The 19,859-nt window shown below is 58.8% G+C and carries 19 protein-coding genes; 14 read left to right on the top strand and 5 right to left on the bottom strand.

Annotation, left to right across the window (positions count from 1 at the left end):
* Window positions 1-7 precede the first annotated feature (7 nt).
* From rpmJ to bfr, 8 genes are all read left to right on the top strand, one after another.
* Entirely contained in the window at window positions 8-124 is a 117-nt protein-coding gene (rpmJ, locus tag ACZ445_RS26975) for a 50S ribosomal protein L36 (protein WP_002555468.1), read from the top strand.
* 129 nt (window positions 125-253) lie between these two features.
* Window positions 254-610: a 30S ribosomal protein S13 gene (rpsM, locus tag ACZ445_RS26970; protein WP_024077676.1), complete on the top strand. Its 357-nt coding sequence runs from the start codon at window positions 254-256 to the stop codon at window positions 608-610.
* 30 nt (window positions 611-640) lie between these two features.
* Window positions 641-1,030: a 30S ribosomal protein S11 gene (gene rpsK, locus ACZ445_RS26965; RefSeq protein ID WP_002555466.1), complete on the top strand. Its 390-nt coding sequence runs from the start codon at window positions 641-643 to the stop codon at window positions 1,028-1,030.
* Between the two features lie 18 nt (window positions 1,031-1,048).
* A complete protein-coding gene (gene rpsD, locus ACZ445_RS26960; protein WP_003176404.1) occupies window positions 1,049-1,669 on the top strand; it encodes a 30S ribosomal protein S4 in 621 nt (206 codons plus the stop codon).
* Window positions 1,670-1,691: 22 nt separating this feature from the next.
* Entirely contained in the window at window positions 1,692-2,693 is a 1,002-nt protein-coding gene (locus tag ACZ445_RS26955) for a DNA-directed RNA polymerase subunit alpha (protein WP_003176403.1), read from the top strand.
* Between the two features lie 41 nt (window positions 2,694-2,734).
* A complete protein-coding gene (gene rplQ, locus ACZ445_RS26950) occupies window positions 2,735-3,121 on the top strand; it encodes a 50S ribosomal protein L17 (protein WP_003176402.1) in 387 nt (128 codons plus the stop codon).
* Between the two features lie 238 nt (window positions 3,122-3,359).
* Entirely contained in the window at window positions 3,360-4,808 is a 1,449-nt protein-coding gene (locus tag ACZ445_RS26945; RefSeq protein WP_058424563.1) for a catalase, read from the top strand.
* A gap of 155 nt (window positions 4,809-4,963) precedes the next feature.
* Window positions 4,964-5,428 carry a bacterioferritin gene (gene bfr / locus ACZ445_RS26940; protein WP_003176400.1) on the top strand — a complete coding sequence of 155 codons (465 nt, stop codon included), beginning with the start codon at window positions 4,964-4,966 and terminating at the stop codon, window positions 5,426-5,428.
* A 66-nt stretch (window positions 5,429-5,494) separates the two neighbouring features.
* Here the strand turns inward: bfr and uvrA are convergent, their stop codons facing one another.
* Window positions 5,495-8,329 carry an excinuclease ABC subunit UvrA gene (uvrA, locus tag ACZ445_RS26935; RefSeq protein ID WP_179040747.1) on the bottom strand — a complete coding sequence of 945 codons (2,835 nt, stop codon included), beginning with the start codon at window positions 8,327-8,329 and terminating at the stop codon, window positions 5,495-5,497.
* 178 nt (window positions 8,330-8,507) lie between these two features.
* Here uvrA and ACZ445_RS26930 point away from each other — a divergent pair, with 178 nt between their 5' ends.
* From ACZ445_RS26930 to tam, 4 genes are all read left to right on the top strand, one after another.
* Window positions 8,508-9,902, top strand: a complete 1,395-nt coding sequence (locus ACZ445_RS26930; protein WP_058424566.1) for an MFS transporter — start codon at window positions 8,508-8,510, stop codon at window positions 9,900-9,902.
* A 9-nt stretch (window positions 9,903-9,911) separates the two neighbouring features.
* On the top strand, window positions 9,912-10,427 hold the full coding sequence (locus ACZ445_RS26925; protein ID WP_003232445.1) for a single-stranded DNA-binding protein: 516 nt from the start codon (window positions 9,912-9,914) through the stop codon (window positions 10,425-10,427).
* 150 nt (window positions 10,428-10,577) lie between these two features.
* On the top strand, window positions 10,578-12,149 hold the full coding sequence (locus ACZ445_RS26920; protein ID WP_058424567.1) for a hypothetical protein: 1,572 nt from the start codon (window positions 10,578-10,580) through the stop codon (window positions 12,147-12,149).
* 56 nt (window positions 12,150-12,205) lie between these two features.
* Complete coding sequence (gene tam, locus ACZ445_RS26915; protein ID WP_058424568.1) at window positions 12,206-12,967, top strand: trans-aconitate 2-methyltransferase; 762 nt, start codon at window positions 12,206-12,208, stop codon at window positions 12,965-12,967.
* A 21-nt stretch (window positions 12,968-12,988) separates the two neighbouring features.
* On the opposite strand, the gene ACZ445_RS26910 is transcribed toward tam, so the two are convergent.
* Window positions 12,989-13,552, bottom strand: coding sequence for a cysteine hydrolase family protein (locus ACZ445_RS26910; RefSeq protein ID WP_179029076.1), 564 nt, complete (start codon window positions 13,550-13,552; stop codon window positions 12,989-12,991).
* Window positions 13,553-13,648: 96 nt separating this feature from the next.
* On the opposite strand from ACZ445_RS26910, the gene ACZ445_RS26905 reads away from it, so the two are divergent.
* Entirely contained in the window at window positions 13,649-14,608 is a 960-nt protein-coding gene (locus ACZ445_RS26905) for a GlxA family transcriptional regulator (RefSeq protein WP_058424570.1), read from the top strand.
* A gap of 18 nt (window positions 14,609-14,626) precedes the next feature.
* On the opposite strand, the gene ACZ445_RS26900 is transcribed toward ACZ445_RS26905, so the two are convergent.
* Genes ACZ445_RS26900 through ACZ445_RS26890 form a run of 3 tightly spaced genes read right to left on the bottom strand, consistent with a single transcriptional unit; the run spans window position 14,627 to window position 17,602 of the window.
* A complete protein-coding gene (locus tag ACZ445_RS26900) occupies window positions 14,627-15,574 on the bottom strand; it encodes a lysylphosphatidylglycerol synthase domain-containing protein (RefSeq protein ID WP_058424571.1) in 948 nt (315 codons plus the stop codon).
* Window positions 15,564-16,826, bottom strand: coding sequence for a cardiolipin synthase ClsB (gene clsB / locus ACZ445_RS26895; protein ID WP_058424572.1), 1,263 nt, complete (start codon window positions 16,824-16,826; stop codon window positions 15,564-15,566). Before clsB ends, ACZ445_RS26900 begins: the two co-directional genes overlap by 11 nt.
* Window positions 16,823-17,602, bottom strand: a complete 780-nt coding sequence (locus ACZ445_RS26890; protein WP_058424573.1) for an endonuclease/exonuclease/phosphatase family protein — start codon at window positions 17,600-17,602, stop codon at window positions 16,823-16,825. The genes clsB and ACZ445_RS26890 overlap by 4 nt, the downstream gene beginning before the upstream one ends.
* Window positions 17,603-17,758: 156 nt before the next feature.
* Here ACZ445_RS26890 and ACZ445_RS26885 point away from each other — a divergent pair, with 156 nt between their 5' ends.
* A complete protein-coding gene (locus ACZ445_RS26885) occupies window positions 17,759-19,843 on the top strand; it encodes a mechanosensitive ion channel family protein (RefSeq protein WP_464707774.1) in 2,085 nt (694 codons plus the stop codon).
* The last annotated feature ends 16 nt before the right edge of the window (window positions 19,844-19,859 follow it).

The following is a 19,859-nucleotide window of genomic DNA, read 5'->3' as shown; positions in this document are numbered from 1 at the left end:
GTTGGTGATGAAAGTTCGTGCATCGGTGAAAAAGCTGTGCCGTAACTGCAAGATTATTCGCCGCGAAGGTGTTGTTCGAGTAATTTGCAGCGCGGAACCGCGTCACAAACAGCGCCAAGGCTGAGTGTGATCCGCTTGAAGCCCGGCAGCTAGTGCGCTGCCGGGTTGATTATTTGTTATTACAGCGATATTATCTCGCGCCCTATTTCTTGGCTTCCGGGGCGTAGGTAGCTGTCAATTGGAGTCCCACTGAATGGCCCGTATTGCAGGCGTTAACATTCCAGATAACAAGCACACTGTTATCTCGCTGACCTACATCTATGGTGTTGGTCGCACCACTGCGCAGAAAATTTGCGCAGTTGCTGGGGTAAACCCAGCCGCTAAGATCAAGGATCTGAGCGACGAGCAGATTGAATTGCTGCGTGGCGAAGTGGCGAAGTTCACCACTGAAGGTGACCTGCGTCGCGAAATCAACATGAAAATCAAGCGTTTGATGGACCTCGGTTGCTATCGCGGTCTGCGTCATCGTCGTGGTCTTCCAGTACGCGGTCAGCGTACCAAGACTAACGCGCGTACCCGTAAAGGTCCGCGTAAGCCGATCCGCAAGTAATCGCCCCAGCGAATCGACAGGAAAATTATCATGGCAAAACCTGCTGCTCGTCCTCGTAAAAAAGTTAAAAAGACAGTGGTTGATGGCATCGCCCACATCCATGCTTCTTTTAACAACACCATCGTGACCATCACCGACCGTCAAGGTAACGCGCTTTCTTGGGCTACCTCCGGTGGTTCGGGTTTCCGCGGTTCCCGCAAGTCCACCCCGTTTGCTGCTCAAGTAGCTGCTGAACGTGCTGGTCAAGCTGCGCTGGAATACGGCCTGAAAAACCTCGACGTTAACGTCAAAGGTCCAGGTCCAGGTCGTGAGTCTGCTGTCCGTGCTTTGAACGGCTGTGGCTATAAGATCGCCAGCATCACCGACGTGACGCCAATCCCGCACAACGGGTGCCGTCCGCCGAAGAAGCGCCGCGTGTAATCCAGGAGATTGTAAAGAATGGCTCGTTACATTGGTCCAAAATGCAAACTCGCTCGTCGCGAAGGCACCGATCTCTTCCTGAAGAGCGGCGTGCGCGCGATCGAATCGAAGTGCAACATTGAAGCAGCACCTGGTATCCACGGCCAACGCCGCGGTCGCCAGTCCGATTACGGCACCCAACTGCGTGAAAAGCAGAAGGTCCGTCGTATCTACGGCGTTCTCGAGCGTCAGTTCAGCGGCTACTACAAAGAAGCTGCTGGCAAGAAAGGTGCAACCGGTGAAAACCTGCTGCAACTGCTCGAATGCCGTCTGGACAACGTTGTATACCGTATGGGCTTTGGTTCGACTCGTGCCGAATCCCGTCAGCTGGTATCGCACAAGTCGATTAGCGTTAACGGTCAGACCGTAAACGTTCCGTCCTACCAGGTTCGTGCTGGTGACGTGGTCGCAGTTCGCGAGAAAGCAAAAAACCAACTTCGCATTGTCCAAGCTCTCGATCTGTGTGCCCAACGTGGCCGCGTAGAATGGGTAGAAGTAGACACTGAGAAGAAGTCGGGCGTTTTCAAGAACGTTCCTGCTCGCAGTGATCTGTCCGCCGACATCAACGAAAGCCTGATTGTCGAGCTCTACTCCAAGTAAGGGCTAGAAAATAGGTGCATCCATGCAGATTTCGGTAAATGAGTTCCTGACACCCCGCCACATTGATGTGCAGGTTGTCAGTCCAACCCGCGCCAAAATTACTCTCGAGCCTCTCGAGCGTGGTTTTGGCCACACCCTGGGCAACGCGCTGCGCCGCATCCTGTTGTCCTCAATGCCCGGCTGTGCAGTAGTCGAGGCCGAGATTGACGGTGTGCTCCACGAGTACAGCGCCATCGAAGGTGTACAGGAAGACGTAATTGAAATCCTGTTGAACCTTAAAGGTCTGGCTATCAAGCTGCACGGCCGTGACGAAGTTACGCTGACCTTGTCGAAGAAGGGTTCGGGGGTGGTTACCGCTGCCGATATTCAGCTGGATCATGATGTCGAGATCGTTAACCCCGATCACGTAATCGCTAACCTGGCGTCTAACGGCGCCCTGAACATGAAGCTCACCGTAGCTCGTGGTCGTGGTTATGAACCGGCCGACTCGCGTCAGAGCGATGAAGACGAAAGCCGCAGCATTGGTCGCTTGCAGCTTGACTCTTCGTTCAGTCCGGTTCGCCGCATCGCATACGTGGTGGAAAACGCCCGTGTCGAGCAGCGTACTAACCTGGACAAGCTGGTTATTGATCTGGAAACCAACGGTACTCTGGATCCTGAAGAGGCTATCCGCCGCGCTGCAACCATCCTGCAACAGCAGTTGGCTGCGTTCGTCGACCTCAAAGGTGACAGCGAACCAGTGGTAATCGAGCAGGAAGACGAGATCGATCCGATCCTGCTTCGCCCGGTTGACGATCTGGAACTGACTGTACGTTCGGCTAACTGCCTTAAGGCGGAAAACATTTACTACATCGGCGACCTGATTCAGCGTACCGAAGTAGAACTGTTGAAGACTCCGAACCTGGGCAAGAAATCCTTGACTGAAATCAAGGACGTTCTGGCCTCCCGCGGTCTGTCCCTCGGCATGCGCCTCGACAACTGGCCGCCTGCAAGTCTTAAGAAGGACGACAAGGCGACTGCCTGATCGTCGTAATCACCGAACGTGAGTTTGGTAAGGAATGAACCATGCGTCATCGTAAAAGTGGTCGTCACCTGAGCCGTACCAGCTCGCACCGCAAGGCCATGTTCCAAAACATGGCGGTGTCGCTGTTCGAGCACGAGCTGATCAAAACTACACTGCCGAAAGCTAAAGAACTGCGTCGCGTTGCTGAGCCGCTGATCACTTTGGCCAAGACAGACAGCCTGGCTAACCGCCGTCTGGCTTTCGACCGTACTCGTTCGAAAGCTATCGTTGGTAAGCTCTTCAACGACCTGGGCAAGCGTTACGCTACCCGTGAGGGTGGCTACCTGCGCATCCTTAAGTGCGGTTTCCGCGCTGGCGACAACGCGCCTATGGCGTACGTCGAGTTGGTTGATCGTGCTACTGCTGGCGAAGCTGTAAGCGCCGAGTAAGACGACAAGCTGTAACGAAGAACCGGGCCTAGTGCCCGGTTTTTTGTGCGCATAAGAAAAGCGCGATTTGTACAATTTTCTGTCGGTTGTGCTTGGCACTATGAGCCGCAGGGAGTTTGGTAGTTATTTTCTATCGAAGCCTACAATTTAATGAATTTGTAGACGTCATATTGATGATCAATACTCCCTCCAAGCCGATTAGCCGGCAGTTCCAAGTCCGACCTGAGGGAAATTGAACATGAGCCAGAATAAAATCCTTACTACCGCCAGCGGCGCTCCCGTTGCGGACAACCAGAATTCCCGTTCCGCCGGTCCGCGCGGTCCGCTGCTCCTCGACGATTTTCACCTGATCGAGAAGCTCGCTCACTTCAACCGTGAAAACATCCCTGAGCGCCGCGTACACGCCAAGGGCTCGGGTGCCTACGGGACCTTCACGGTTACCAAAGACATTACTCAATACACCAGCGCTAAGCTGTTCGAGTCCATCGGCAAGCAAACGCCTACCTTCTTGCGGTTCTCCACTGTAGGTGGCGAACGCGGCTCGGCTGACACCGAGCGCGACCCACGCGGCTTCGCCCTGAAGTTCTATACCGAAGAAGGCAATTGGGACATCGTTGGCAACAACACCCCGGTATTCTTCATTCGCGACCCATTGAAGTTCCCAGACTTCATCCATACCCAGAAGCGTCTGCCGCAAAGCAACCTGAAGAGCGCGCAAATGATGTGGGACTTCTGGTCTCATTCCCCTGAGGCGCTGCACCAGGTCACCATCCTGTTTTCGGACCGTGGCATTCCTGATGGCTACCGCCACATGCACGGCTTCGGCAGTCACACCTACAGCCTGATCAACGCCAAGGGCGAGCGTCACTGGGTCAAGTGGCACTACAAGACCAAACAGGGCATCAAGAATCTCGCACCCGCCGAAGCTGCTCGCCTGGCCGGTACTGATCCGGACTATGCCCAGCGCGATCTGTTTGGCGCGATCGAGCGCGGTGATTTCCCGAAATGGCGCGTCTGCATCCAGATCATGACAGAGGCTCAGGCCAACGCTCATTACGAGAATCCTTTCGATGTGACTAAAACCTGGTCGCAGAAAGAATTCCCGTTGCTTGAAGTCGGTGAACTGGAGCTGAACCGTAACCCGCAAAACTACTTCGCTGAAGTGGAACAGGCCGCGTTCGGTCCGAGCAACATGGTCCCTGGTGTCGGTCTGTCGCCAGACCGCATGCTGCAAGGTCGCGTGTTCGCGTACGCAGATGCTCACCGCTATCGTGTTGGCACTAATCACCAGCAACTGCCGGTGAACGCCCCGCGTAGCCCGGTGAACAGCTACCAGCGTGATGGTTCGATGGCCTTCGGAAGCAACGGTGGCGCAGCGCCTAACTACGAGCCGAACAGCTATGCCGATGCGCCTAAACAAGCACCTCAGTACGCTGAGCCTGCCTTGGCCTTGAGCGGGGCGGCTGACCGCTACGATCACCGCGAAGACACGGATTACTACAGCCACGCCGGTGCGCTGTTCCGTCTGATGAGCGATGAGCAGAAAGCTCTGCTTACCAACAACATTGCCGGTGCAATGGGGGGCGTTTCCAGCGATGTCGTTCAGCGCCAACTGCAGCATTTCTACAAGGCCGATCCGGCTTATGGAGAAGCAATCGCAAAGGCGCTGGGTGTATCGCTTAACTGACTCTAAACGATAAGCAGAACCGCCCTCATTTGGGCGGTTTTTGCGTTAATTTCGCTACTTTTCTCGGAAAATCTTCACTTTTCTGCCGTTGGTCCCGTGACCTTCGAGTCATCATGGTTCAAACTACAGACTTTCAAGCAGGGAGATGTAGGGCGATGCAAGGTCACCCCGACGTAATCGATTACCTCAACACGTTGCTGACGGGCGAACTGGCGGCTCGTGACCAATATTTCATCCACTCGCGTATGTACGAAGACTGGGGCTTTACTGAGCTCTACGAGCGTATCAACCACGAAATGGAAGAAGAGGCACAGCACGCCGACGCACTGATGCGCCGTATCCTGATGCTCGAAGGCACGCCGCGCATGCGTCCCGATGACCTGGATGTGGGCACCACGGTACCTGACATGCTCGCTGCTGACCTGCGCCTCGAGTACAAGGTGCGTGCGGCGCTCTGCAAGGGCATCGAGCTCTGCGAGCAGCACAACGACTATGTCACCCGGGAAATCCTGCGGGTGCAGTTGAATGACACCGAAGAAGATCACACCTACTGGCTGGAAAAGCAGCTGGGCCTGATCAAGCTGATCGGCCTGGAGAATTACCTGCAATCGCAGTTCTGATTCCCGGATACGAAAAAGCCCCTGTCACCGTAAAGTGACAGGGGCTTTTTATTGAGCCAGGAAAAGTCAGGCCCGGTCGCGTTCCAGCAATGGTTTCAAGTAGTAACCAGTGTGCGACTGCGGCATTTCGGAGACCTGCTCCGGCGTGCCCACGGCGATAATCTGGCCGCCCTTGGAACCCCCTTCCGGCCCCAGGTCCACCAGCCAATCGGCCGTCTTGATCACATCCAGGTTGTGTTCGATCACCACCACGGTATTTCCGTGGTCGCGCAGGCGGTGCAATACGTCCAACAGTTGCTGGATATCCGCGAAGTGCAGGCCGGTGGTCGGCTCATCGAGGATATACAGGGTCTTGCCGGTATCGCGCTTGGACAGCTCGCGCGAGAGCTTCACCCGTTGCGCCTCACCACCGGACAGCGTGGTCGCCGACTGCCCCAGTTTGATATACGACAGGCCCACATCCATCAGCGTCTGCAGCTTGCGCGCCAGAGCCGGAACCGCGTCGAAGAACTCCCGTGCTTCCTCGATGGTCATCTCCAGGGTTTCGTGGATGCTCTTGCCCTTGTATTTGATCTCCAGCGTCTCGCGGTTGTAACGCTTGCTCTTGCACACATCGCACGGCACATAGATGTCGGGGAGGAAGTGCATCTCCACCTTGATCAAGCCGTCGCCCTGGCACGCTTCACAGCGGCCGCCCTTGACATTGAACGAGAACCGACCCGGTCCGTAGCCCCGTGAGCGTGATTCCGGAACGCCCGCAAACAGCTCACGAATCGGCGTGAACAACCCGGTGTAGGTCGCCGGGTTGGAGCGTGGGGTACGGCCAATCGGGCTTTGGTCGATATCGACCACCTTATCCAGGTGTTCCAGACCCTTGATGCTGTCATGGGGCGCTGCTTCCAGTGTGGTCGCGCCATTCAGGGCGGTGGCACTCAACGGGAAAAGCGTGTTGTTGATCAGCGTCGACTTGCCGGAGCCTGAAACTCCGGTCACGCAGGTCAGGAGGCCCAGCGGGATTTCCAGATCGACATTGCGCAGGTTGTTGCCACGCGCGCCCTTGAGGTGTAACGCGAGCTTCTTGTTACGTGGTGTACGTTTGGCCGGTACTTCGATCTTCACCCGGCCGGACAGGTACTTGCCGGTCAGCGAGTCCGGGTGCGCCATGACTTCGGCAGGTGTGCCTTCGGCGACAATATGCCCACCATGCACGCCCGCGCCCGGGCCGATGTCGACCACGTAATCCGCCAGGCGAATCGCGTCTTCATCGTGCTCGACCACGATCACGGTGTTACCGATATCTCGCAGGTGTTTCAACGTACCGAGCAGGCGATCGTTGTCCCGCTGGTGCAAACCAATCGACGGCTCATCAAGAATGTACAGCACCCCCACGAGACCGGCGCCGATCTGGCTGGCCAGGCGAATCCGTTGGGCTTCGCCGCCAGACAAGGTATCGGCGCTGCGATCCAGCGACAGGTAGTCCAGGCCAACGTTGACCAGGAATTGCAGCCGCTCGCGTATTTCCTTGAGGATCTTGTCGGCGATCTCCCCACGGCGACCGGTTAGCTTGAGCACGCCAAAGTATTCGCAGGCATCACCGATCGGCAGGTTGGTCACCGCCGGCAATGTCTTCTCGCCAACCCACACATGCCGCGCCTCACGACGCAGGCGAGTGCCCCGGCAATCCGGGCAAGGCTGGGTGCTGAGGAATTTCGCCAGCTCTTCGCGCACGCTGGCCGATTCGGTCTCGCGGTAGCGACGCTCAAGGTTAGGCACGATGCCTTCGAACGGGTGGGAGCGCTTGACGATATCGCCACGGTCGTTCAGGTACTTGAAGTCGACGTTCTGCGAACCGCTGCCATTGAGGATGACCTTCTGCTGGTCCGCCGGCAGTTGGTTGAAGGGCACTTCCAGACTGAATTTGTAGTGCGACGCCAGCGACCCCAGCATTTGGAAGTAATAGACGTTGCGCCTGTCCCAGCCGCGTATGGCGCCCTCCGCCAGCGTCAGGTCACCGTTGACCAGGCGCTTGATGTCGAAGAACTGCTTCACGCCCAGGCCATCGCAGGTCGGGCAGGCACCGGCCGGGTTGTTGAAGGAAAACAGCTTGGGTTCCAGCTCGCTGATGGCGTGGCCGCAGATCGGGCAGGCAAACCGGGCGGAGAAGATAATTTCTTCGCCTGGCTCGTCGTCCATCGGCGCCACCAGCGCAATACCGTCGGCCAGTTTCAATGCGGTTTCAAAGGATTCCGCCAGACGCTGCTGCAGGTCGGCGCGCACTTTGAAGCGGTCGACCACGACGTCAATCGAGTGCTTCTTCTGCTTGTCGAGCTTCGGCGCTTCGTCCAGCTCATACAGCTTGCCGTTGATCCGTGCGCGTACAAAACCTTGCGCCCGCAGCTCTTCGAAGACGGAAAGGTGTTCGCCCTTGCGCTCACGAATCACCGGTGCCAGCAGCATCAGCTTGGCGCCTTCCGGCTGGGCCAGTACCAGGTCGACCATCTGGCTGACGGTCTGGGCTTCCAGGGGAATGTCGTGGTCCGGGCAACGCGGAATACCCACCCGTGCATACAGCAGGCGAAGGTAGTCGTAGATTTCGGTGATGGTGCCCACGGTGGAACGCGGGTTATGAGAAGTCGACTTCTGCTCGATGGAGATCGCCGGCGACAGACCTTCAATGGTGTCGACGTCGGGCTTTTCCATCATCGACAGGAACTGCCGGGCATAGGCCGACAGCGATTCCACATAGCGGCGCTGGCCTTCGGCATACAGCGTGTCGAACGCCAGCGACGATTTGCCGGACCCGGACAAGCCGGTGATGACGATCAGTTTGTCCCGGGGCAGGGTCAGGTCGATGTTCTTCAGGTTGTGGGTTCTAGCCCCACGAATCAGGATCTTGTCCAAGATGGCCTCGCACGGCGGGCATAAATAATGCCGGAGTATACGGCTAAAGACTGGATGAATATACACTGTCAAAAGGCCGTGTGCGGCCTTAGATGAAAGCTGCGCGGCAAAGCGCCGCATATACCCTCTCAATCGATGGGACTGGTAGAATCGCCGCCGGTTCACACGAGGTTTTTCCATGCACGATCCCCACAGCGAACGCATGAGTAGCGGCGAGACCCGAGCGGCAAGCGGTCTGGCCCTGGTGTTCGCCTTCCGTATGCTGGGCATGTTTATGGTGTTGCCGGTGCTGGCGACCTATGGCATGGATCTCGCTGGCGCGACCCCTGCATTGATCGGCCTGGCCATTGGTGCCTACGGCCTGACCCAGGCGATTTTTCAGATACCGTTCGGGATCATTTCCGACCGTATTGGTCGCCGCCCGGTGATCTACCTGGGGCTGATCGTGTTTGCCCTCGGCAGCGTGCTCGCGGCTCAAGCCGATTCCATCTGGGGCGTGATCGCCGGGCGCATCCTGCAAGGTGCCGGCGCGATTTCCGCTGCGGTCATGGCGTTGCTGTCGGACCTGACCCGCGAACAACACCGCACCAAGGCCATGGCCATGATCGGCATGACCATCGGCCTGTCGTTTGCCGTGGCCATGGTGGTCGGCCCCTTGCTGACCCGCGCGTTCGGGCTGCACGGGCTGTTTCTCGCCACCGGCGGCATGGCACTGTTCGGCATCGTGATCGTGGCCTTTATGGTGCCGCGCTCCACCGGCACGTTGCAGCACCGTGAGTCCGGCGTTGCGCGTAAAGCCTTGTTGCCGACGCTCAAGCACCCGGACCTGCTGCGCCTGGATTTAGGTATCTTTGTATTGCACGCCATGCTGATGTGCAGCTTTGTTGCGTTGCCCCTGGCGCTGGTGGAAAAAGCCGGCCTGCCCAAGGAGCAGCACTGGTGGGTTTACCTCACAGCGTTGCTGATTTCGTTCTTCGCCATGATCCCGTTCATCATCTACGGCGAGAAGAAACGCAAAATGAAACGAGTTTTGCTCGGCGCCGTCGCGACGCTGATGCTCACTGAGCTATTCTTCTGGCAGTTCGGCGACAGCCTGCGGGCGCTGGTAATCGGCACGGTGGTGTTCTTCACCGCGTTCAACCTGCTGGAGGCATCGTTGCCTTCGCTGATCAGTAAAGTTTCACCGGCCGGCGGCAAAGGGACGGCGATGGGGGTGTATTCCACCAGTCAGTTCCTGGGTTCCGCACTGGGCGGCATCATGGGTGGCTGGATGTTCCAGCATGGCGGTTTGTCGGTTGTGTTCCTTGGATGCGCAGGTCTGGCTGCCCTCTGGCTGGCCTTTGCTGTTACCATGCGCGAACCTCCCTATGTGACGAGTCTGCGTTTGCCGTTATCGCCCGAAGCGATCCGCGAAGCCGGTCTGGTCGAGCGCCTCAAGGCCGTTACTGGGGTTACCGATGCCGTGGTTGTTGCTGAAGAAGCCGCCATCTACATCAAATTGGACACCGAATTATTGGATCGCGCGACGCTCGAGCAACTGGTCAACCCAGTGCCGACAGCGCGCCCAGCCTAGGAGAACGTTATGGCCCGTGGGGTTAACAAAGTCATATTGGTCGGTACGTGCGGCCAGGATCCCGAAGTTCGCTACTTGCCTAACGGTAACGCCGTGACCAACCTGAGTCTGGCGACCAGCGAACAGTGGACCGACAAGCAGACCGGCCAGAAGGTCGAGAAAACCGAATGGCACCGTGTGTCGATGTTCGGCAAGGTCGCAGAGATCGCCGGCGAGTACCTGCGCAAAGGTTCGCAGGTCTACATCGAAGGCAAGCTGCAGACCCGCGAGTGGGAAAAAGACGGCATCAAGCGTTACACCACTGAAATCGTGGTCGACATGCAAGGCACCATGCAACTGCTGGGCGGCCGTCCCCAGGGCGACCAACAGGGCCAGGGCGGCATGTCCAACTCGGCACCGCGTCCACAGCAGTCGCGTCCACAGCCAAGCCAGCAGCCACAGCGTGAGTCGCGTCCAGCGCCACAACAAGCCGCGCCGCAGCCAGCTCCGGATTTCGACAGCTTTGATGACGATATCCCGTTCTGAGGTCGGCAGCTTCACCGTTCGACGCTAGCCAATCAAGCCCCTGGAGCATTGACTCCAGGGGCTTTATTTTTGCTTGCCAACTGCCCGACCACGCGACCTGTGGCGCGGTCACGTTTGTAAAGGAAGACAAGATGAAACAGGAGTTGAAGCGTGAGTGCTGAAACAGATACGTCGCAAGCGTTGGCCCAAGCCCTGGAAGACAGTCGGGCGCAAACCCGAGATGCTGAAAAGCGCATTCAAGACGCCCTAGAGAAAGTCCGGCGCCTAGAAAAGAGTCAAGCGGCGCAGATGATCAATCTCAAGTATGAGCTGAGCAAGGAAATTCTTGAGCAGGCCAATGCCCCGATAACGCGGGCGACCCAGGCGCTGACCTTGATCCTTTCGATCGTTGTGATAGGCGGTTCTTTGCTGACGTACTTTGTCAGCAACAACCTGCAAACTACGTTCGAGTCTCATATGAAACAACGTGTTGAATCTTGGTTGTCATTGGAAAATGAATCCTCGATCGTCAATCGCACTTTGGACACCTATCGCACGCGTGCGCTGCTGGATTCATACATGATCCAATTGGCTCGCCGCAAGGCGCGTGGCGAATCGATGGTGAATCTGGACTTCAGAAAAGGTGACGAGAGCAGGCTGCTGTCGATAATCGAAGCGAAAGATTCGCAAACTTCAGACTTCCTCGACGCGCTCAAACTGCTTTCTGTGGCCCGTGGCGGCTGGGTTTTTGGGGCCCGCAACGATACGGTCAGCCTGCGACTCAGAGCGTTGTTCCGCGATGCTGAGTTCGACAACAATCGCAAGCTCTACATCCTTGAGATCATGGACCGTGACGAAGGGTTGGTACCTATCGCGGCCAGCATCTTGCAGAACAGCGGTCAGCCGCAGCCCTTCAAATTTCAGGCGTTCAAAATGCTGCGTGAGGCGCGGCAGGATTCTGAGGAGGGGGCACTGGCCCACCGCTATGCCTTGGAGCAGCTTGCTGCGGATCAAGAGCCCGATCGTACGCTGGAAGCGGTGAAATACCTGGCGGACGTCGATCCCTTCAATCCGGTCTTGACGGCCTTTCTCCAGCAGCTTGAAACTCAACCCAGGGCTTCGCGAATTGAAATGCGTGCGGCTGTTGCCGCCGGCTGGATAGGTTTGTTGCCCCATCCCACCTTGCAGTCTATGGCGGACCTCGATAAGGCCAATCCTCCTGCGGATCGGGCGAAGCTGCGCCAGTTGATTGCCGAAAACCTGTCACTGGCCATGAGGGATGGGTTGGGCATCGGTGTGATTGACAATATTTCAGGCAAGCCAGGCCTGTCCATGCAGTTCACGCATACTTCCGGCACGATCAACCACATTGACTTCCCCCTTGAGCGTCTATTCACTGACACGCAACTGTTGAGCGTGTTGTTTGATCTTGAGCAACCCGACCACCTAGTGTCGTTTGCACGCCTGTTCAATACGGTCAATCGAGATGAAAGGGTTACCAGTCTACGTTTATCGGTACCTGCTGGAGCATTTGATACCGTGCAGCGCCAAGCCCTGGGTGAGCAAGTGGAGGTTCAACTGAGGGTCTCCCCAGAGGGCGCGCTGCACTATCGTTGGACGGACAACAACGGCGATGTTCATCAGCAGGCACAGCTCAGTACCTTTAAACCCTCCGCTATCAAGGTTATGTTTGATCGAGAGTATCTGATCTATAAAGCGCCCTACGATACCTGGATGTTCTAGCTGCGTGCTCGGGTTAGGCGCTGTTCACCACAACGATGGGTAAAGAGGAAGCCGTGATGACCTGGTCAGCCAAGCAGTACACGTTGTTCGAACAACAGCGCACTCGTCCCGTCCGTGAACTGGTCGCGGCCATTCCGAATACCGAGGTGCGCAACGCCGTCGACCTGGGCTGCGGCCCCGGCAACTCCACCGAAGTGCTGGCCGAGCGCTTCCCGCAGGCACATGTCACCGGCATGGACAGCTCCGATGACATGTTGGTGGACGCCCGCAAACGGCTGCCGGCGCTGAACTTTGAACTGGCGGATATCGGTGACTGGAAACCTGCGCAAACCTTCGATGTGGTCCTGGCCAATGCATCCCTGCAATGGTTGCCCGACCACGCCAGGCTATATCCGCACTTGGTCCAACAACTGACGCCCGGTGGCACGCTGGCGGTGCAAACCCCGGACAATCTCGATGAGCCCGCCCACCGGCTCGCCCGCGAAGTCGCGGCCGAGGGGCCGTGGTCGGCCAAGATCGGAACGGTCAAACACAACGAGCGCCACACCGCTAGCTACTACTACGAACTGCTGAGCAAACATTGCAGTACCGTCGATGTATGGCGCACCACCTATCAGCACCCATTGGCGGATCACGCGGCGGTGGTGGAGTGGTTCAAGGCGTCGGCGCTGAGGCCGTTCCTCGCGCCTTTGACCGACAGCGAAAAAGCCGCTTTCCTACAGGAATACCAGGCGCGAATTATTAAGGCCTATCCCGCCCTGGCCGATGGCACAGTGTTGCTGCCGTTTCCGCGCCTGTTCATCATCGCGACCCGCTGACGCCGCAGCGACAGGTGGCGGTCATGCCGCCGCCGCTTGCGCCTTCAAGTATTCATCCGCCGACACCACGCCCGCATAACCAAATGCCAGCGAAGCCATATAAGCCCCATGCACCTGCGCCGCCGGGATCACCTGCCCATTGAACTCCAGGTCCCGCGTCGCACAGGCGTCATGAATCACCGTAACCGTGTAGCCCAGGTCCGCCGCCGCCCGCACCACCGCGTCGATGCACATATGGCTCATGCTGCCGACCACCACCAGGTCGGTGATGCTGCGCTGTTCCAGCAGGGCACGCAGGTTGGTTTCGCGAAACGCATTCACGAAATGCTTGAGCACCACCGGCTCATTGCCCTCGTTCCGCACTTTTTCATGCAGGTGCGCCCCCTCGGATCCCGGCGTGAAGAACGGCGCGTCATCGGAGGTGAACTCATGACGTACATGAATCACCGCATCACCCGTCTTTCGAAACGCCTGCAGCACCTGCGCAGCCTTGTCCGCCGCGGCGTCCACGCCGTCAAGTGGCCACTTGCCCTGGGGGAAGTAGTCGTTCTGGATATCGATTAGGATGAGCGCTTGCTTGGCCATGTGTGTTGCCTCGTGATGGGTTGATGGGCCCAGTATCTTAGCTGGCGTCCGCACTTAGGATTGGCTGCACCGACAATACCAGGGGGAAAACTGACAATGGTCGTGGTTGAGCTGGGTGTGTTGATCTACCAGGGGGCGCAACTGGCTGCCGTGCACGGCTTGACTGATCTGTTCGGCGTGGCCAATCGCATCGCCGCCGAGCATCAATCCGCGCAGTTGCCATTGCTGCGGGTTAGCCATTGGCAGGTGGACACCGCCGGCACACCGGTGCGCGTCTTCAGCAGCCATCCCGGTCCCGAGCAACCGATGATGGCGGTGCTGGTACCGCCGTCGATCGGTGAGTTTACAGAAGAGCAGGCACCCCCAGCGCTGCTGGAATGGATTCGCCAGCAACACGCGGCAGGCACGGTGCTGGGCGGTGTGTGTATTGGTTCGATCATGCTGGCGCGCAGTGGCTTGCTTGATGGGCGCAGCGCTACCACCCATTGGTCCTCCGCCAAATCTTTCGCCACCCGCTACCCGGCCGTGCGCCTGGAGGCCGATAAGCCCATTGTCGATGACGGCGACCTGATCACCACCGCCGGCTTGATGGCCTGGTCCGAACTTGGCCTGCGCCTGGTCGACCGCCTGATGGGGCCGAGCATTGCGGCGGACACGGCGCGTTTCCTGGTGATCGAGCACAGTGACAGTGCCAGCCAATGTGGCAGTAACTTCGCGCCGATTCTTGGCCACGGTGATGCGGCTATCCTCAAGGTTCAGCACTGGTTGCAGGCCAGCGGCGCGGTGGATGTTTCCCTGGCGGCGATGGCCCTGGAGGCGGGTCTGGAAGAGCGCACTTTCCTACGGCGCTTTCGCAACGCCACTGGCTTGAAACCCACCGAATATTGCCAGCACCTGCGAGTGGGCAAGGCGCGGCAGATGCTGGAGTTCACCAATGGCACCATCGACCATATCGCCTGGACGGTGGGCTATCAGGACCCCGGTGCCTTTCGTGCCACGTTCAAAAAAATCACCGGCCTGGCGCCCAGCGATTACCGCAGCCGCTTTGGGGTTTGAGTAGTCTCCCGCAATGAATCAGGCGGGCGCCTTCTTCACTCGCAACGCTTTGGCCTTCGCCTCCACACCGAGGTACATCACCAGTGCAATCAGCAGCGGTACGATAAAGTAGATTGCCCGGTACGCAATCAGCCCGGCGAGTAAACTGCCCCGCGACGCCTCATGCTGCAACAGCGCAATAAACACCGCCTCCAGCACGCCCAGACCAGCAGGGATGTGAGTGAGCACTCCGGCAATCGCGCTGATCAGCAACACACCCAATACCAGTGGATAGTCGAGCTTGGCCGGCAACAGCGTGTAGATCACCGCCGCCATCAGCGACCAGTTCAACGCGCCCAACAGCAACTGCAGACACGCCATGCGCACCGACGGCAGGTTGATTTCCATGCCGCGAATGGTCCACGCACGCTTTTTCGAAAACTGGCAGGCCACCAAGTAACCCAGGCTGGCCAGCACCAACAATGCGCCAATGCCTTGTAACGCCGTGGTGCTGATTTTCCACCCCGGTGGCATCGTGACCAGGCCGCTGCTGAATACGACCCCAGCGATCGCCATGTAGCCAAACCAATTGGTGGCCAGGCTCAAACCGAGGATCTTGGCAATATTGCCGGTGCTTACGCCAAGCCGCGAATACAGCCGATAACGCATGGCGATGCCGCCGACCCACGCGCTCAGGTTGAGGTTGAACGCATAGCTGATGATGCCCACCGGCAAGATCTGCTTCCACACCAGGTTCTGGCGGATGTAGGTGCGGCCGATCAAGTCGAAGCTGGCGTACACCAGGAAACTGCACAGCGTCAGTGCACTTGCGATCAGCAGCGTGCGTACCTTGAAGTCGCCCAGGGTCTGCACCACCTCGCTCCAATCGATGCGGCGAGCGAGCAGGGTGAACAGCACGATCAGCAGCAGGAAGAAGGCAATCGTCAGCGGTTTTTTCCACCGTGCAAACCTGGATTCAGTGGTCATTGGCCTGGCTCCCGATGGGTTTCAAGCGTGGCTTGTGGGCAGGCAGCCAGCCGGTCAACGCGGGGAAGTGACGCATCACATGAAACACCAGGAAGCCCACGGTCAATCGCCAGAGCCACAGGCGTGGCTTGCGGTTTTCCGGCATGGTCTGGCAATGGTTTTTGGCGAGTGTTTCCAGGCGTTCATACAGCTGTTGATTGAACCCTCGGTCGCGGATCAACACGTTGGCTTCCAGGTTCAACGACAGGCTCAACGGGTCCAGGTTGCTTGAACCCACGGTGCTCCATTCGTCATCCACCAGCGCCACCTTGCCGTGCAGTGGCCGCTGGCAGTACTCGTGAATCACCACGCCGTCCTTGAGCAGATAGTCGTAGAGCATGCGCGCCGCCAGCTTGGCCAGCAGCACGTCGGGCTGGCCTTGCATGATCAGTTGCACCTGCACGCCACGGCGCGCGGCGTTGCGGATCTCGCGCAGCAGGCGGTAGCCGGGGAAGAAGTAGGCGTTGGCGATCACCACACGCTGTTGCGCCTTGCTCAGTGCGTAGATGTACGCCTCTTCGATGTCATCGCGATGCTGCACGTTGTCGCGGTAGATCAAGCGCACCAGACCGTCACCGTTGTCGCTGGACCACAACGCAGGCCGCTGCTGGCGCCGCCGCCAACCGCGTCGCGTGCGCACCTGACGGCCACTTTGGGCCAGGGCGAAATGATGCAGGTCGGCCACCACCGGGCCTGTCACCCGCACCGCATAATCCTGCTTGGCCTCGGGGCCGAAATCGCCCAGGTGGTCGGCGGAAAAGTTGATCCCGCCGATAAACGCGACTTCGGCATCTACCACCACAATCTTGCGGTGCAGGCGGCGAAACCAGTTGGTGCGAACGCCCAGCGTCTTGGAGGCCGGGTCAAACATCTGCACGATGACGCCAGCCTCGGCCAGCTCGCCAAGAAAGGGCTGGCTCAATTCGCCACAGCCGAATCCGTCCAGGCTAACCACCACCTTTACCCCGCGCTGCGCGGCCTCGATCAGAATGCCTTGCAGCTCGTGGCCCACCTTGTCTTCGAAAAGAATGAAGGTCTCCAGCAGGATCTCCCGCCGCGCCACGCGCATGGCCTCGAACACCTTGGGGAAGTACGCCTCGCCGTTCTCCAGCAACTCGATCTGGTTGCCGCTCTGCCAGCCGTAATCCAGGTCGCGGGCCTTGGCCTCGTCGGGCGGTTGGTCGGTGGCGATGTGTTCTACGGCGACGTTCATAGTTCAATCTCCACCGACAGCGGCACATGGTCCGACAGATGGGACCAGGGCCGTGTGGTCAGTACCCGGGCGTTATGCACCTTCAAATTGCGCACGTAGATCCGGTCCAGCGGCAGCAACGGCAGACGCGCCGGGAAAGTGCGTGCGGGTTTGCCGTGGGTTTCGACGAAGACCTCTCTGAGGCCGCTGCGGCTCAGGTCGGCCTTTTGTCGCCAGTCGTTGAAATCACCGGCAACAATCAACGGCGCGTCGGCCGGGATCTCGCTGATGCGCTGCTCGATCAAGCGCAATTGCTGCTGGCGATGCATCTCGCGCAAGCCCAGGTGAATACAGATCGCATGCACCTCCTGGCCGGTGCCCGGCAGGCGTAGCACGCAATGCAGCAGGCCACGGTTTTCGTGGCCGCTCTGGGAGATGTCGAGGTTGTCGTAGCGTACGATCTGGAATTTCGACAGCAACGCGTTGCCGTGGTCGCCGTGGGGGTAGACCGCGTTGCGGCCGTAGGCGTATTGCGGCCAGATGCTATCGGCCAGGAACTCGTACTGCGGCATGTTTGGCCAGTCGCTGAAGCGCTGCGGATGACGCTCGTGGGTGCCGTGGATTTCCTGCAGAAACACCATGTCGGCGCCCACGCTGCGTACCGCTTCACGCAGCTCGGGCAGGATGAAGCGTCGATTCAGGGCGGTGAAGCCCTTGTGGATATTGACCGTCAGCACCGTGAAGCGAGTGATGGCGACGCTGGGGGTGATGGGCACCCAGTCGGGGATCGCAGCCATGATTGCTCCTGTGAAAAAAGTGGGGGCCTGGCCCCCGTGTATGGCTGACTGCGATTTTTGGCTGAAAGTTTCCGGCTTCCTACAGACGGCAGAGGGGAACGTTCAAGGCGCAAACCCGTCAGTTCCTTACAGACCCTTTTGAAGGAGCCCGGTGTTTTGCTGAATCCCAAGATTGCATTACTGCTCGGCGTGCTGCTGTTTTGCGGCAGTGGCGCGCTACACGCTGCGGCCACTGCGCCTGAACCCGAGGCGCCGGCCAAACCGGAGCTGCTGGTGGAAGGTGGCCTTCTCGGAGCGATCAGCTCCAGCATTGATGATGTGCAGCAGAAGCTGGACCTCAACCAGAACTTCATTGACGAATGGCGCCTGCGCGCCGACCGGGCCGCGAACGAAGTCGGCCGCCTGGTCAACCAGACCGCTGAGCGCTCGCCGTGGAGCGTCGCCGGGGACTTTCTGTTGCTGTCCGGGGTGTGGGGCGGCGCCTTTACGCTGCTGACGTTACTGGGGCGTGTGATGGTGCGACGCCTGGGGCAACGCACGTTTTTCGAGCGGCGCAAACGTTTCCAGGCCGTTCTCGGCTATGTCGTGCCGTACACACTCCCGGCTTTGGTTTGCCTGCCCCTCACGTTGTATATCAGCCATTTTCTACCGACCTCCGTGGGTCGCGCGTTGGCGCTGTGTTTTGCGTATGCCACCAGCAGCGGCATCTTTTCTACCTCGATGCTGTTGTGCGTCATTGTCATGTTCAACGTTGGCCACAAGCGCCCGGCGGTGCAGATCATTCGCGACTACTGCCCCAAGCCGCTGTTCCTGATCGGTTTCCTCGCCGCCCTCAGCGACGCGCTCACCAGCCCGCAGATCGCACGCCAACTGGGCGGTAATATCACCAGCGGCATCGCGGTATTCACCGGCCTGTTTGCGACGGTGATCTTTGGCGTGCTGGTGGTTCGCCTGCGCCGCCCGGTCGCCCACCTGATCCGCAATCGGCCTTTGGCCCAGCGCCTCAAACACCCGGCCCTGCAGCAATCACTGCGCATTTTTTCGGGGCTCTGGTACTGGCCGATCCTGCTGATGGTGCTGGTCTCGGCGATCAACCTGATCGGCGCCGGCGAAGACAACCAGAAGGTGCTGCGCTGCGCGTTGTTCACCACGATCCTGCTGATCGGCACGGTATTCCTCAGTACGGTACTGCAACACCTGTTCAAATCCCGCAGCCAGGTGGCAATCCAGCGCAGCAGTGCCTACAAAGAGCGCTTCCTCAGTCTGCTGCATGCGCTGTTGCGCATCGTCATGGCGGTGGCGTTTATCGAAGTGCTCGGGCGTATCTGGGGCGTGTCGTTGTTTGAATTCGCCGAGCGCAACTCGATTGGCCGCGCAATCAGCGACTCCCTCAGCAGCATCGGCCTGATCCTGCTGATGACCTGGTTGTTCTGGGTGGTGCTCGACACGGCGATCCAGGAAGCGCTGAAGCCGCCGGTCAACAAACGCTCCAGCCGACAGCCCAGTACGCGGGTGAAAACCATCCTGCCGCTGCTGCGCAATGCGGTGAAAATCATTCTGGTGGTGATCTGTGCAATCACCACCATGGCTAACCTCGGCATCAACGTCGCCCCGTTGCTGGCGGGTGCCGGGGTGGTCGGCCTGGCGATCGGTTTCGGCTCCCAGCAACTGGTGCAGGATGTGATCACCGGTCTGTTCATCATCATCGAAGACACCCTGTCCATCGGCGATTGGGTGGTGCTCGACTCCGGCCATGCCGGCACCGTCGAAGGCCTGACCATCCGCACCCTGCGCCTGCGCGACGGCAAGGGCTTTGTGCACTCGGTGCCGTTCGGCCAGATCAAGGCGGTCACCAACCAGTCGCGGCAATTTGCCTATGCGTTCTTCTCGGTGCAGTTCACCTACGACACGGACGTGGACAAGGCGGTGGAGTTGATCCGCGAAGCGGGGCAGTCGATCCGTGATGACGTGTTCCTCAAGTACAACCTGCAAGGGCCATTGGAAGTATTTGGCGTAGACAAGATGGACCTCAACGGCGTGGTGCTGACGGCGCAGTTCCGCACGGTGTCGGGTGGGCAGTATGCGGTCAGCCGTGCGTTCAACCAGCGCTTGAAAAAGCTTGTGGATAACTGCGCCGAGGTGCACTTCGCGCAGACTTATCCACAGCAGGTCATGGTGCCAGCGCGCACGGCCCTTGAGCATGAGCCGGGGGAGGTGGATGCGAAGATAGTTAATCCGTGACGGTTGCGCTACAAAC

The organism is Pseudomonas allii, assembly GCF_055380095.1.
This window is presented reverse-complemented; position numbering and strand designations above follow the sequence as displayed.